The organism is Mannheimia kashgarensis, assembly GCF_041807705.1.
Classification (GTDB): Bacteria; Pseudomonadota; Gammaproteobacteria; order Enterobacterales; family Pasteurellaceae; genus Mannheimia.
The window spans coordinates 22,171-37,370 of record NZ_JBGTYY010000013.1; the positions used below are offsets into that span (position 1 = coordinate 22,171).

Consider the following 15,200-nt stretch of genomic DNA (forward strand, 5'->3'; position numbering starts at 1 on the left):
ATTAAAAGCCTATAATAAGACCCATCAGACGCGGGGTGGAGCAGCTTGGTAGCTCGTCGGGCTCATAACCCGAAGGTCGTTGGTTCAAATCCGGCCCCCGCAACCAGTTTTAAGCTCACAGCTTTGGTTAAAGTTGTGAGTTTTGTTTTATATGATGTTTTAAAATTAATTTTGCAAAAAATTAGTAAAAAATGACCGCTTGTGGTTGTTACATCATAAAACAAACCGCTTAAAGCCCCACGGTTTCCCGTCTGGGGTTTTTTTACGGAAATTGGTACAGGAATTAACGTATCAAAGCTGGTGTTATCCAGCTTTTTTATTTTGGAGATTAACTTGGCAACCTTAGAACAAAAATTAGAAGAGCTTGTGCTGGATTCTATTGAAGCATTAGGCTTTGAATTAGTCGGCATTGAATGCCAACGTGCGGGGCGTTTTTTAACGGTTCGCTTATATATTGATAAAGAAGGCGGTGTAACCATTGATGATTGCAGTGATGTGAGTCGTCAAGTGAGTGCGATTTTTGATGTTGAAGATCCGATTGCAGATAAATATAACCTAGAAGTTTCTTCGCCGGGTTTAGATAGACCGCTCTTTACCATTGCTCACTATGAGCGTTTTATCGGTCGTGATGTGGTTATTCATTTGCGTATTCCAATGTTCGATCGCCGTAAATGGCAAGGTCAAATCAAAGCAGTTGAGGGTGATTTTATTACCCTAACCGTAGATAACGAAGATCGTCAATTCGCATTTGGTAACATTCAAAAAGCAAATTTAGTTCCCGTTTTTAATTTTTAAGATGAAGGCAAACTGACAAAATGAGTAAAGAGATTTTATTAGCTGCAGAAGCAGTATCAAACGAAAAGCAATTACCAAAAGAAGCGATTTTTGAAGCGTTAGAAACCGCTTTAACCATTGCAACGAAGAAAAGCCGTGATTTAGATATTGATGTGCGTGTGGTCGTTGATCGCAAAACGGGCGATTTCCAAACTTTCCGCCGTTGGGCAGTTGTTGAGAGCGTGAGCAATATGACGCGTGAAATCAGCTTAGAAGCGGCTCAATTTGAAGATCCAAACGTACAACTAGGCGATTTCATCGAAGATGAAGTGGAGTCTATTGAGTTTGGTCGTGTGGCTATTCAAACTTTCGGTCAAGTCGTGAAAACGAAAATCCGTGAAGCAGAGAAAACCAAAATTATTGATGAATTCCGTTCTGATTTAGGCAAGATTATTATCGCAACGGTTAAGAAAGTAACTCGTGATAATATTTTCCTTGAGTTAGCTGGCAAAACTGAAGACATCAAAGGCGAAGCGGTTATTGTGCGTGAAGATATGATTCCTCGTGAAAACTTCCGTCCGGGCGACCGTGTGCGTGGTGTGTTATATGAAATCAAACCTGAATCAAAAGGCCCTCAGCTTTTCGTTACTCGTGCAAAACCAGTAATGCTTGAGGAGTTATTTAAACTTGAAGTACCTGAAATTGGCGAAGGTGTCATTGAAATCAAAGGTTCAGCTCGTGATGCAGGTTCTCGTGCGAAAATTGCGGTGAAAACGCACGATAAACGTATTGATCCAGTAGGTGCATGCGTGGGTATGCGTGGTGCTCGTGTTCAAGCTATTAGCAATGAACTTGGTGGCGAGCGTGTTGATATTGTTTTATGGGACGAAAACCCGGCTCAATTCGTGATTAATGCAATGGCTCCAGCAGATGTAAGCTCTATTGTGATTAACGATGACGCTCACTCAATGGATATTGCGGTTGAAGCGAAAAATTTAGCTCAAGCTATTGGTCGTAACGGTCAAAACGTGCGTTTAGCAACCCAATTAACAGGTTGGGCGTTAAATGTGATGACAAACGAAGAATTAACTCAGAAAAATGCAGAAGAAGACGGTAAAATTATCAACTTATTAACCTCTGCATTGGAAATTGATGAAGAGTTTGCTCAAGTTTTAATTGAAGAAGGCTTTACTTCATTAGAAGCGATTGCCTATGTACCAGTTGATACCTTAACGGCGATTGATGGTTTAGAAGATGAAGATTTAGTTGAAGAGCTTCAATCTCGTGCGAAGAATGCGATTACGAAAAAAGCGTTAGAAGAAGAGCAATTATTAAAATCAGCTCAAATTGAAGATAAATTATTAACGCTTGAAGGTATGGATCGTCATATCGCATTCAAATTAGCGGAAAAACAGATCACGACACTTGAAGAACTTGCAGAGCAAGGTATTGATGATTTAGCCGATATTGAAGAGCTTTCAGAAGAGAAAGCGGGCGAGTTAATTATGGCTGCACGTCAAATTTGTTGGTTCAACTAAGCTAAGCAAAGAGGATAAAAAATGACTGAAGAGAAAAAAACACTTTCGCTTGGCGGTGCTCGCAAAGCAAGTAAAGTGAATACAACAACCACGAGCGGTAAAGTAAAAGCGGTTGAAGTAATCGAGAAAAAACCAAAAATTGATGCAAAAGCATTGCAAGAGAGAGCGGCTAAAGAAGCGGCTGCTGCAAAAGCGAAAGCAGAAAAAGAGGCAGCTGAGAGATTAGCTTGTGAAAAAGCAGAAGCGGAAGCCAAAGAAAAAGCGGCTAAAGAAGCAGCTGCAAAAAAAGCGACAGAACAGACCACTAGTAAAACACCAGCTGCCCCTGTAATGCCAAACAGCAAAGCAAAAGAAGAAAAACCAAAAGCTCCAGCTCAAGTGAAGCAAGAAAAAGCCCTTGATCCTGAAAAAGAAGCGAAGCGTAAAGAAGAAGCAGAATTACGCCGTAAGCAAGAAGAGCTTGCACAGCAAAAAGCGGAAATGGAAGCGAAACGTGCAGCAGAAAATGCCCGCCGTTTAGCTGAAATTGCGCGTGAAGAAGCAGAAGATAACGGTAGCGAAGATTTTGACGATGAACGTTTTACCTCTTCTTACGCCCGTGAAGCTGATCGTGATAATGATCGCCGTAGCGAAAATAGTCGTGGTCGCAATAATAAAGGTGCAGTGGCTAAAGCGAAGAAAGGCGGGCGTGAAGATGATAAAAACGAACGCAGTGCAGATCGCCGTAACCAAAAAGAAGTGAAAGGTAAACGCAAACACGGTAAGAAAGGTGCTGCGTTGCAACAAGCATTCACTAAACCTGCTCAAGTAGTGAAGGCTGATGTTGTGATTGGCGAAACCATTACTGTGGCTGAACTTGCGAATAAAATGGCGGTTAAAGCGACAGAAATCATCAGAATGATGATGAAAATGGGCGAAATGGTAACCATCAACCAAGTTATCGATCAAGAAACAGCACAATTAGTGGCGGAAGAGTTAGGTCATAAAGTTATTCTGCGTAAAGAAAATGAGTTAGAAGAAGCGGTTTTAGAAGATCGTGATACTAATGCAGAAAAAGTAACTCGTGCACCGGTAGTAACCATTATGGGACACGTTGACCACGGTAAAACCTCATTGCTTGACTACATTCGTAAAGCAAAAGTGGCAGCAGGTGAAGCAGGTGGTATTACTCAGCACATCGGTGCATACCACGTTGAAACTGATGACGGTAAAATGATTACCTTCTTAGACACACCGGGGCACGCAGCATTTACCTCAATGCGTGCTCGTGGTGCGAAAGCAACGGATATCGTAGTACTTGTAGTTGCCGCTGATGATGGTGTGATGCCTCAAACAATCGAAGCTATCCAACACGCAAAAGCAGCAGGTGCACCATTAGTGGTTGCGGTAAACAAAATCGATAAGCCGGAAGCAAATCCAGATCGTGTTGAGCAAGAGCTACTACAACACGAGGTTATTTCTGAGAAATTTGGTGGTGATGTACAATTCGTACCTGTTTCGGCGAAAAAAGGTATGGGGATCGATGACTTATTAGAAGCTATTATTCTTCAATCTGAAGTGCTTGAATTAACCGCTGTGAAAGACGGTATGGCAAGCGGTGTGGTAATCGAATCTTACTTAGATAAAGGTCGTGGACCTGTTGCAACTATCCTTGTTCAATCAGGTACGTTAAACAAAGGTGATATCGTACTTTGTGGTTTTGAATACGGACGTGTGCGTGCAATGCGTGATGAAAATGGTAAAGACATTGAATCCGCAGGCCCATCAATTCCGGTTGAGGTGTTAGGTCTTTCAGGCGTACCGGCAGCAGGTGATGAAGCGACCGTTGTGCGTGATGAGAAGAAAGCTCGTGAAGTGGCATTATATCGTCAAGGTAAATTCCGTGAAGTGAAACTTGCTCGTCAGCAAAAAGCGAAACTGGAAAATATGTTCAGCAATATGGCAGCAGGCGATGTGGCAGAGTTGAACATCATTGTAAAAGCAGACGTACAAGGTTCTGTAGAGGCTATCAGCCAATCATTAATGGAGCTTTCAACAGACGAAGTGAAAGTGAAAATTATCGGTTCGGGCGTGGGTGGTATCACAGAAACGGATGCAACCTTAGCTGCGGCTTCTAATGCGATTATGGTTGGCTTTAACGTGCGTGCAGATGCGTCAGCTCGCCGTGTGATTGAAGCAGAAAACATCGATTTACGTTACTACTCAATCATTTATGAACTATTAAATGACGTGAAAGCGGCTATGAGCGGTATGTTACAGCCTGAATTCAAACAAGAAATTATCGGCCTGGCAGAAGTGCGTGATGTATTCCGCCACCCGAAATTTGGTGCAATCGCAGGTTGTATGGTAACTGAAGGTGTGGTTAAACGTAACAATCCAATCCGTGTATTGCGTGATAACGTTGTAATCTTTGAAGGCGAACTAGAATCTCTACGTCGTTTCAAAGATGACGTATCTGAGGTGCGTAACGGTATGGAATGTGGTATCGGCGTTAAAAACTACAACGACGTAAAAGTTGGCGATCAAATCGAAGTGTTTGAAATCGTTGAAGTGAAACGCTCAATCTAACCTAATTTTGAGTAGGGGCGTATTGCATACGCCCTTTGTATTTTTAGGGCGTGAGCATCACGCCCCTACAAAAGGGGAAAATATGTCCAGAGAATTTAAACGTAGCGACCGTGTAGCTCAAGAGTTACAAAAAGAGGTGGCAGTGATTTTACAACGAGAAGTGAAAGATCCTCGTATCGGTATGGTAACGGTGTCTGATGTGGAAGTGTCTAGAGATTTAGCCTATGCGAAAATCTTTGTTACTTTCTTATTTGATAATGATCGTGAAGCTATTGCACAAGGAATGAAAGGCTTAGAAAAAGCCAGCCCATATATCCGCACTCTATTAGGCAAAGCAATGCGTTTACGCATTGTGCCTGAATTGCGTTTTATCTATGATGAATCATTAGTAGAAGGTATGCGTATGTCTAACCTTGTATCTAGTGTGATCAAAAATGACGAAGAAAAGCATAAAGAGGACTAATTGTGTCTAGACCTCGTAAGCGTGGCCGTGATATTCACGGCGTTTTCTTATTAGATAAACCACAAGGAATGTCTTCAAACGATATTCTGCAAAAGGTAAAACGGATTTTCCAAGCAAATAAAGCAGGGCATACAGGAGCGTTAGATCCACTTGCTACAGGTATGTTGCCGATTTGTTTGGGCGAAGCAACGAAATTTTCCCAGTTTTTATTGGACTCAGATAAACGTTATCTGGTTACTGCGAAACTAGGAGAAAGAACCGATACTTCTGATGCTGAAGGGGAAGTGGTTGGAACTCGAGACGTGAATGTAACAGAAGCAGATATTTTAGCGAATTTACACCAATTTCGAGGCGATATTCTGCAAGTGCCAACAATGTTTTCCGCATTAAAACATAACGGAAAACCGTTATATGAATATGCCAGAGCAGGGATTACGGTAGAGCGTGAAGCTCGCCCGATTACGATTTTTGAGCTGAATTTTATTGAGTACAACGCACCATTTCTAACCTTAGAAGTGCATTGTTCAAAAGGGACTTACATTCGTACCCTTATTGATGATTTAGGCGAAGTGCTGGGCTGTGGTGCTCACGTTACTATGTTACGCCGCACTGCGGTGGCTAATTACCCTATTGAAAAAATGATGAGCTATACTGATTTGCAAAATTTAGCAGAAAATCAACCGCTTGTAGAGCTAGATAAGCATTTATTAGCAATGGATACTGCTGTTTCTTCATTGCCAAAAATAAATTTAACCGAACAGCAAACTAAAGCGGTTGGCTTTGGTCAAAGAGTTAGGTTTGACAATCTTAATCACATTTATGGTTTAGTGCGTTTATACTCCGATAATGCACAATTTTTAGGTGTGGCAGAAATTACAATAGATAACGTAATTCGCCCAAATAGAATGGTTAATTTGATAGACATAGAATGAAAAAGAAAATTTTTATCTTACCTTTAACAATTATTACCTTAGCTCTGGCAGGTTGCTCAAGCGATAATTCTGAACATTATTCTCGCTTAAACTTAGATGCTCAATATACGAAATCACGCTCAGTGAGCAATTTTAATGACTATGTGCATTTTTTGAAGCAGAAAGCAGCCGGTGCAGGTGTTTCTGCAAAAACATTAAATGAGCAGAAATTCATTAATTATAATGCGAGAGCAGTGCAATTAGACCAGCAGCAAGCGGCTCGTAAGCGTGATCCAAACACTCCGCCTCCACCGCCAAATCGAAATGGTGTAACGAATTACTTGAATAAAGTATTAAATCAAACCAAAGTCAATCAAGCGGTGGAACGTTGGTATGAATATAGTGCAGATTTAACTCGTGCGAGCCAAAAATATGGTGTGCAAAAAGAGTATATTTTAGCCCTTTGGGGAATGGAGAGCAGCTTCGGGCGTAATCAAGGCGATTTTGATGTACTTTCCGTATTAGCCACACTTGCGTTTGATGGTCGCCGTGAGAAATTGTTCACGCAAGAATTCGTTAATGCAATGAAAATGCTTGATAATGGCACAATTAGACGCTATGAATTGTTGGGTTCTTGGGCTGGGGCAATGGGACAAACCCAATTTATACCAACTTCCTATTTAACCTATGCGGCTGATGGCAACAATGATGGTAAAAAAGATATTTGGGATAATGAAGCTGATGCTTTTGCTTCTATTGCAAATTATCTCTCAACCGTGGGCTGGGATAACCAATTACCTTGGGGCGTTGAGGTAAAATTATCTGCTCCGATGGATTTAAGTTTCTCCGGCATTGAAGCTAACAAAGCAAGAACGCTGGCAGAATGGCAGTCATTAGGTGTCTATTTAGCTTATCCGAATGACCAGGAAGTAGCGAAAATGGCTCGCTTAAATGGGAAAAAAGTTTGGTTAATTCGCCCAGATCAAGAAGCAGGTAGAGCATTTTTAGTGTCTAGCAATTTCCGCACATTGATGGATTGGAACAGATCAAATAACTTTGGTATTAGTATCGGCAAATTTGCGGATAGAATTTTAGCTTCAGTTAGTCAATAAGTTAAAAAGCATAGCAGAGCGCTCTACTATGCTTTTTTTTGAGCTTTATGTTCTTCACGTCTTCGTTTAAAGAAATCGCTGATTTTTTGGCTACACGCCTTTCCTAATATATTACCTTGTATTTCTAAAAAATGGTTCATTTTATAATCTTCAAACAGATGATAACGTGAACCTACTGCCCCTGTTTTATAATCGCCCGCTCCAAACACTAAGCGGCTAATCCGGCTATGTAAAATAGCTCCCGCACACATCGGGCAAGGCTCAAGTGTTACATAGAGCGTGCAATCTAATAAGCGATAATTACCAATGGTTTGCCCTGCTTGTCGGATTGCTTGCATTTCAGCGTGGGCGGATGGGTCAGATAATTGGATGGTTTGATTCCAACCTTTGCCAATAATATTTTGATTTTTATCGACTAATACCGCACCCACAGGAATTTCACCTTTTGCTTCAGCTAAATCAGCTAAATCTAGAGCATATTGCATAAAGGCAATATCTTGTTCGGAAGTTATGGTTGAGCAAGAAATTTGGTTAGGTTTGATAAACATAGTTGTAAAAAATATAAGAAAAAGACCGCTTGTAAGTAGTGTAATATGAAAAATGCCCTATTGACTAGGGCATTTTGTTAATTAATCACGGCGACCACGTTTTTCGCTGAAACGCTTTTCTTTAAAGCCGCCTTTACGGTCTTTATTAAAACCACCATCACGGCGGCCGCCTCTATCGTTACGATCACGGCGATTACCTCTGCCACGACCTTCAAACGGATTCGCATTACTTGCTGCATTTGCAGGGCCTAACAAGCTCATTTGCATCGGCTTGCTTAATACACGTGCTTTGCTAGCAAAATGCTGCACTAAATGTTTTGGCATACCTTGAGGCAATTCAATCGTTGAGTAGGTGTCGTGTAATTTGATATGTCCGATATAACGGCTGCTGATATCACCTTCATTTGCAATTGCTCCCACGATATGACGTACTTCCACGCCATCTTCACGGCCAAGCTCAATGCGATATAAGTCCATTGCAATACTATTATTTTCACGCTGTTCACGGTTGTTACGGCGGTCATTTCTATCATTACGATCACGACCACGTTCTGAACGAGTGGAACGAATAACAGGATCTGGCGGAAGAATTAATTTTTGTTTTTCTTGTAATAACATCATCATCGCAGCCGCTAACTCTTCGTGGTCTTGGTCTGCGGTAAATAAATCTTCCAGTAACTCACGATATTTCTCTAAATCGTGATGTTCTAATTGCTTAGAAATACGGGCTTTGAATTTCTCACGGCGTTTTTCCATTAATACTTCGTGGTTTGGAATTGCCACTTCATTAATTGGTTTTTTGATCAAGTTTTCAATATTGCGTAATAAGCGGCGTTCACGAGGCTCAACAAATAATAAGGCACGACCTGAACGACCTGCACGCCCTGTACGACCGATACGGTGTACATAAGATTCTTCTTCAAGTGGAATATCGTAGTTCACCACAAGGCTGATTCGTTCAATATCAATACCACGAGCAGCAACATCGGTTGCAACTAAAATATCTAAACGACCTGAGCGCAGTTTTTCTAATGTTTGCTCACGAGCTTGTTGAGTCATATCGCCATTTAATGCAGCGGTACGGTAGCCGTTACGTTCACACAGTTCGGTAATATCAATAGTGCCAGTTTTGGTGCGAGTAAAGATAATTGCAGCATCAAATTCTTCAACTTCTAAGAAACGCAATAATGCATCATTTTTACGGAAACCGTTTACTAACCAATAGCTTTGTTCAATATCCGGCGCAGAATGTTCAGTCGCTTTAATTTTGACCTCTTGCGGATCTTTCATAAAGCGGCGGGTAATACGGCGAATTGGCTCTGGCATTGTTGCAGAGAAAAGAGCAGTTTGATGATCTTCAGGTAATTCAGCCATTACGGTTTCAACATCATCAATAAAGCCCATACGAAGCATTTCATCAGCTTCATCTAATACGATAAATTTCAATTCAGATAAATCTAAAGTACCACGACGAATATGGTCAAGAATACGACCTGGCGTTCCTACCACAACTTGTGAACCTTGTTTTAAAGCACGGAGTTGAATATCGTAACGCTGTCCACCGTAAATAGTAACAACACGAGTACCCTTAAGATTTTTCGCAAATTGTTCACAGGCATCTGCCACTTGAATTGCTAACTCACGAGTAGGAGCCATTACTAACATTTGTGGATGGCGTTGCGTTGGATCGATTTGAGCTAATAGGGGCAGAGAGAACGCTGCTGTTTTTCCACTTCCTGTTTGTGCCATACCTAGCACATCTTGACCAGCTAATAAATGAGGAATACATTCTTGTTGTATTGGCGATGGCTTTACAAAGCCCATATCGTTTACAGCATCAAGAATAGATTGAGGTAAGCCTAAGTCGGCAAAAGTTAAAGATTCAGTTGTCATAAAAAACCATAGTTTGAGGAATGATTAAACAGAATAAAAGCTAATCATTCAATGAAAATTATATTGTTGAAATGTAGGTAGAAAAGATGAAATAAAAAAGCGTAATGCTCTAAAAATCCCCTGAGTATAAGCGGTCGGTTTTTATAAAAAATTTACAAAATTTGACCGCTTGTCTGTCCTAATTTTCCCTATTCTTTATCAACAATGGGAGATGTTTGAGTCATACCACGAATTTGTGAAAGTTCAAACAGGGCAAAACGATACTCAACGAAGTTAAACACTTGATTTGCTAAAGCAAGGCGGAAGAGGCTGATTGCCTCATCTTTACGATCTAATTTGAGTTGTTGTTTTGCTAAGTAGAAATACGTTTCTGTCAGTATTTCAGCATATTGTGAGCTATTTTCTTTAGCTTCATTATCTATTATAGCACGAAGTTCGGCTAAATTTAGCTTGCCTAAAAAATAATTTACGATATTAGTCCCCCAATAATCGGGCGAAAGAGCATTGGCTCTTTGTTGTAAATTATTTTTAGCCTCCGAAGGTGTAAATTCTAGTTCATTAAAATAGAGCCATAACACACGATAAGGGTCTTTTTTATCCTCCTCGTAAAAATGCAATAAATCACGCTGAGCTTCAGAATAGCGACCACTATAGTAAAATGCTAAACCACGATTTAGATAAGTATAGCTATATTCGTTATCTAGCTCCAATACAGCATTAAAGGCATCAATTGAGCTATCATAATCGCCTTCTAGTAGAAGGTATAATCCCATATAGTTATAAGCCGCTGCCATTCGCTGATTAATCGAAATCGCTTGAGCAAAATCATAACGAGCTAAAGACCAAAGCCCTAAACTATCGTAAATGACCCCTCTTCCAAAATAGAGATCTGCTTGTTCAGAAGGCGTTAATGGTGCTTCTTCCAATACTTGGCTCAGCCTTACCATCATTGCCTCTTGTTCAAAACGAAGTTGAGGATTAAGTTCTGCTAATGCTAAATTCTTAATAGAAACGAGGTCAGAGTAACGCCCTGTACAACCCATTAGCACAAGAACAGAAATTAAACTAAGTAAAAAGAAACGAATTCGAAACAACTTAAACAGTTGTGCCATTTTTACATTGCCTTTAATTATAGACATAAAAACGGAATAGCAGGCGTTTAATACCTGACTATTCCCCTTTACTTTTAGAACTAGATATTTTCTTGTTCTACAGTAATAACTTCTTCAGCTTCAGCTACAGCTACAGTTTCTGTATCTTCTACGGAATTGGTGTTATTAAGATCTTTCATCGTTAAGCGGATACGACCTTGTCGATCGATTTCTACCACTTTCACTTGTACTTCTTGACCTACTTGTAGGTAATCAGCCACACGTTCTACACGCTCGTTAGTAATTTGCGAAATGTGAACTAAGCCTTCTTTACCACCTAAGATTGATACGAATGCACCGAAATCTACCACACGAGTTACTTTACCATTATAGATTTGGTTTACTTCTACTTCAGCCACGATTTCTTCGATACGAGCCATTACTGCTTTCGTTGCATTACCGTCAGTTGCAGCAATTTTCACTGTGCCGTCATCATCGATGTCGATTGAAGTATTGGTCTCTTCGGTTAAGGCACGAATAGTTGCACCGCCTTTACCAATCACATCTTTGATTTTCTTCGGATCAATCTTCATTGTGTGAATGCGTGGAGCGTAGTCAGAAATATCTGAACGAGGTGCAGGAATTGCTTGCTCCATCACGCTTAAAATATGCATACGAGCACCTTTTGCTTGGTTTAACGCAATACGCATAATTTCTGGTGTGATACCTTCAATTTTGATATCCATTTGAAGAGCGGTAACACCGGTACGAGTACCTGCTACTTTAAAGTCCATATCACCTAAGTGATCTTCATCGCCTAAGATGTCTGAAAGTACCACGAATTTCTCGTCTTCTTTCACTAAGCCCATTGCAATACCCGCAACCGCTGCTTTAATTGGCACGCCAGCGTCCATTAACGCTAATGAGGCACCACATACAGACGCCATTGAAGAAGAACCGTTAGATTCTGTGATTTCAGATACCACACGCACCACATACGGGAACTCTTCGGCGGTTGGCATTACCGCTAATACGCCCCGTTTTGCTAAACGACCGTGACCAATTTCACGACGTTTTGGCGAGCCGATACGACCTGTTTCGCCTACAGAATATGGAGGGAAGTTGTAGTGGAATAAGAAGCGATCTGATTTCTCGCCGGTTAATTCATCAATGATTTGTGCATCACGCTCAGTACCTAAAGTTGCCACCGCTAATGCTTGGGTTTCACCACGGGTGAATAGTGCAGAACCGTGAGTTCTTGGTAATACACCAGTGCAGATATCTAACGCACGCACGGTATCTACAGTACGACCATCAATACGAGGCTCGCCTGCAATAATACGGCTACGCACGATTTGGCTTTCTAATGCGGTGATGATGTCGATGATAGCACCTTCTGAAACGGTTTCATCTTCGCCGGTGATTTGAGCAATCACTTCTGCTTTGATCGCATCAATTTGCTCATAGCGAACTTGTTTTTCAACGATACGGTACGCATCACCTAAACGAGCTTCTGCTAACGCTTTTACTTTGTTGATTAAATCGGTATTTGGCTCTGGAGCAACCCAATCCCAACGAGGTTTGCCTGCCTCTTTCACGAACTCTTTGATGTTTTCAATCACAACTTGTTGTTGCTCGTGACCGAACACCACCGCAGCTAACATTTGCTCTTCGGTTAAGATGTCCGCTTCGGATTCCACCATCAATACCGCTTTATCCGTACCGGCAACCACTAAGTCTAAACGGCTGATTTTTTGCTCGCTGGTGGTTGGGTTTAAAACGAATTGATCGTTGATGAAGCCAACACGAGCCGCACCGATTGGGCCGTTAAACGGCACGCCTGATAAAGAAAGTGCCGCAGATGCACCGATCATCGCAACCAAATCAGGGCTGATTTGTGGGTTTACAGATACCACAGTTGCAATCACTTGAATTTCGTTGAAGAAACCTTCAGGGAATAATGGACGAACAGGGCGGTCAATCAGGCGAGCGATTAAAGTTTCACCCTCAGACGGACGACCTTCTCGTTTGAAGAAACCACCTGGAATACGACCAGCTGCGTAAGTACGCTCTTGGTAATCAACAGTTAATGGGAAGAAATCTTGACCTTCTTTCACATCTTTCTTAGCAACTACTGTCACGAAAACGGTCGTATCGTCCATACTTGCCATTACTGCCGCCGTTGCTTGGCGTGCAATAGCACCAGTTTCTAAAGTTACGGTATGCTGACCGTATTTAAATTGTTTAACAATTGGATTCATCATTTTTAAGTCCTCTAATAAAATGTAAGTTGAGGTTCTATTTCCTAAACATTGCGACTAGCAAAAAGGTTCTAAACCGCCCCCACAGAACCTTTTTGATAGCCGCCTCTAAAACACGGAAATAAAACCGTGCCATTATAGCCCATAACCATATAAAAATCGCTGATTATTTGTTTTTTGCAAAAAATTTCTTCTTTTTGCCCGCTTGTAAAAAGCCCCGAATCAAATTCAGGGCTACTCTTTAAAAGCGACAGCAGTTCAAACGGTCATTTCCCAACACCAATTGCTGATTGTGAAACGCCTGTAAAGTACAACGATGTCCGACACTAATCAGAATACTCTGCGGCAAAGCAGATTTTACCGCCTGATAGAGTTTTGCCTCTGTCGGCTCATCTAAGGCTGAGATCGTTTCATCAAGGAAAATCAACGCCGGTTTGCTGAGCAAAATCCGCACGAAAGCCACTTTTTGTAATTCACCGGGGGAAAGCACCGCTTGCCAATCGTGTTCCCACGCAAGGGCATACTGATATTTCTCTAATCCGCAAATCTGCATTGCGGCTTGTATTTGCTCATCATCGGCTTGAATCTACGGGTAGCAGATTGCCTGTTTCAACGAGCCTTGCGGTACATAAGGGCGTTGTGGCAAAAACAGTGGATTTTCGACACATACCCGCTCTGCCTGCCCAATTGTCTCAAACGGGTAGATCCCGCTAAGGCTTTCAGTAGTGTGGTTTTCCCTGTGCCTGATGTCCCTTGAATTAACAACGCATCACCAGCATTGAGTGTGATGTTAATTTGATCAAACAAAATCTCGCCTTGTGCATCTTTTACCACAAAATTTCGTAGGAAAAAGCCGCTACTACACGCATAGGGCTGATGGATCGAGCGGGCTTCCAATTTATCTAAGGTCGTCATAAAGCCGTAGAGACGGTTTAAGCGGGCTTGATACAGGGTGAAATCATCATAAAACAGGCGAAAGAACGACAATGCCCGCATTAAGCGGTTAAACGATTGCACGGTTTGGTGCATATCCCCCAGCGTGACTTGCCCCGAGAAAAAGCGTTGTGATTGCAACATCAGTGGTAAAATCATTGCAATTTGGGTCACGCCGGTATTAAAGCCGTCCAGCCCTAACATTTTTCGGACAATCCGCCAACGGTTGTCGATTAAGGCTTGAAATTTTTGTTGTAGATTGTCCCGTTCCTGTTTTTCGCTGGAATAGAAGGCGATACTCTCCGCATTATCCCGCACCCGAATAAGCGAATAGCGGTAGTCGCCTTGAAATTTCTCTTTATTAAAGTTCAGTGCGACCAACGGTTTGCCGATCCAGACCGATAGCACTGTCGCCACAATAATAAACAGATAGATAAAGAACACCACACCTTTCGGGATTTCCAGCCCGAACAGAGCCAAAATCCCTGACAGCCCCCACAAAATAAGGGTAAACTCGATGATCGACACAACCGCATTGATCACCCCTCGCACCGCATCAAGCGTACCGTGAATAAACTCCACCGCATCTTGTTCGATCCTCTGATCGATATTATCCGGCAGACTTTTCTCATATTTCAGCAGGTAGTAATTTTTATTGGACAGCCAGCGTGTCACCAACTCGGCGTTTAACTTTTCCAACCAGCGGATTTCAAACACCTGTTGCAAGAAATAGTTGATAATCGAATGGATAGTTTTCACCAAGACCAACATTAGGTTAATCAAGGCAAAAAACCAGAATGCGTCCACCTCTTTTTTCTGCATTGAGGAGTACAACCCGTTGTAGAAAAAGGTATTCAGCACACTGATCCGCACTTCCATCAGCACCAGCAGTAACAGTAATAATATCAAGCCAAGCGTTTTCAGCTTGTTGGTCTGTTGCCAAACCGGACGGGTGATATGCCAAAATTTCAGCACCAAAAGAGGTGCGGCCAATCAATAACGCACAGAGATATAGCCCGATAGAGACACAGACTAAGGCGAGTAACAGCCACGACAGGCTGTTATTTAATTCAGTTTGCCAATTCATTTTTTAATCGATTTAGAGAGA

Annotated in this window: 10 protein-coding genes, 1 tRNA gene and 1 pseudogene; 7 read left to right on the forward strand and 5 right to left on the reverse strand. The window is 41.7% G+C overall.

Going from position 1 to position 15,200, the window contains the following annotated elements; genetic code table 11:
- The first annotated feature begins 29 nt into the window (after positions 1 to 29).
- The 7 genes from ACERCF_RS06870 to ACERCF_RS06900 all read left to right on the forward strand — a co-directional run bounded on the left by ACERCF_RS06870 (position 30) and on the right by ACERCF_RS06900 (position 7,366).
- A tRNA-Met gene (locus ACERCF_RS06870) sits at positions 30 to 106 on the forward strand.
- 227 nt (positions 107 to 333) lie between these two features.
- The gene (rimP, locus tag ACERCF_RS06875) at positions 334 to 795 is read left to right on the forward strand and encodes a ribosome maturation factor RimP (RefSeq protein ID WP_025236139.1); all 462 of its coding nucleotides are present in this window, start codon (positions 334 to 336) and stop codon (positions 793 to 795) included.
- A gap of 20 nt (positions 796 to 815) precedes the next feature.
- Positions 816 to 2,312, forward strand: a complete 1,497-nt coding sequence (nusA, locus tag ACERCF_RS06880) for a transcription termination factor NusA (RefSeq protein ID WP_373610951.1) — start codon at positions 816 to 818, stop codon at positions 2,310 to 2,312.
- 21 nt (positions 2,313 to 2,333) lie between these two features.
- Positions 2,334 to 4,880 (forward strand): translation initiation factor IF-2, encoded by a 2,547-nt coding sequence (gene infB, locus ACERCF_RS06885; RefSeq protein ID WP_373610950.1) that lies wholly within the window; start codon positions 2,334 to 2,336, stop codon positions 4,878 to 4,880.
- A gap of 82 nt (positions 4,881 to 4,962) precedes the next feature.
- Positions 4,963 to 5,343 (forward strand): 30S ribosome-binding factor RbfA, encoded by a 381-nt coding sequence (gene rbfA / locus ACERCF_RS06890; RefSeq protein WP_373610949.1) that lies wholly within the window; start codon positions 4,963 to 4,965, stop codon positions 5,341 to 5,343.
- Between the two features lie 2 nt (positions 5,344 to 5,345).
- On the forward strand, positions 5,346 to 6,275 hold the full coding sequence (gene truB, locus ACERCF_RS06895) for a tRNA pseudouridine(55) synthase TruB (RefSeq protein WP_373610948.1): 930 nt from the start codon (positions 5,346 to 5,348) through the stop codon (positions 6,273 to 6,275).
- Positions 6,272 to 7,366: a lytic murein transglycosylase gene (locus ACERCF_RS06900; RefSeq protein ID WP_373610947.1), complete on the forward strand. Its 1,095-nt coding sequence runs from the start codon at positions 6,272 to 6,274 to the stop codon at positions 7,364 to 7,366. Before truB ends, ACERCF_RS06900 begins: the two co-directional genes overlap by 4 nt.
- A gap of 26 nt (positions 7,367 to 7,392) precedes the next feature.
- Here ACERCF_RS06900 and tadA read toward each other — a convergent pair whose 3' ends face one another.
- The 5 genes and pseudogenes from tadA to ACERCF_RS06925 all read right to left on the reverse strand — a co-directional run bounded on the left by tadA (position 7,393) and on the right by ACERCF_RS06925 (position 15,179).
- Positions 7,393 to 7,914 carry a tRNA adenosine(34) deaminase TadA gene (gene tadA / locus ACERCF_RS06905; RefSeq protein ID WP_373610946.1) on the reverse strand — a complete coding sequence of 174 codons (522 nt, stop codon included), beginning with the start codon at positions 7,912 to 7,914 and terminating at the stop codon, positions 7,393 to 7,395.
- A gap of 81 nt (positions 7,915 to 7,995) precedes the next feature.
- Positions 7,996 to 9,807: a DEAD/DEAH box helicase gene (locus ACERCF_RS06910; RefSeq protein ID WP_373625091.1), complete on the reverse strand. Its 1,812-nt coding sequence runs from the start codon at positions 9,805 to 9,807 to the stop codon at positions 7,996 to 7,998.
- A 188-nt stretch (positions 9,808 to 9,995) separates the two neighbouring features.
- Positions 9,996 to 10,919, reverse strand: a complete 924-nt coding sequence (gene nlpI / locus ACERCF_RS06915; RefSeq protein WP_373625092.1) for a lipoprotein NlpI — start codon at positions 10,917 to 10,919, stop codon at positions 9,996 to 9,998.
- Between the two features lie 80 nt (positions 10,920 to 10,999).
- Positions 11,000 to 13,159 carry a polyribonucleotide nucleotidyltransferase gene (gene pnp / locus ACERCF_RS06920; protein WP_373625104.1) on the reverse strand — a complete coding sequence of 720 codons (2,160 nt, stop codon included), beginning with the start codon at positions 13,157 to 13,159 and terminating at the stop codon, positions 11,000 to 11,002.
- A 241-nt stretch (positions 13,160 to 13,400) separates the two neighbouring features.
- Positions 13,401 to 15,179, reverse strand: a pseudogene (locus ACERCF_RS06925) (ABC transporter ATP-binding protein/permease).
- Between the last annotated feature and the right edge of the window lie 21 nt (positions 15,180 to 15,200).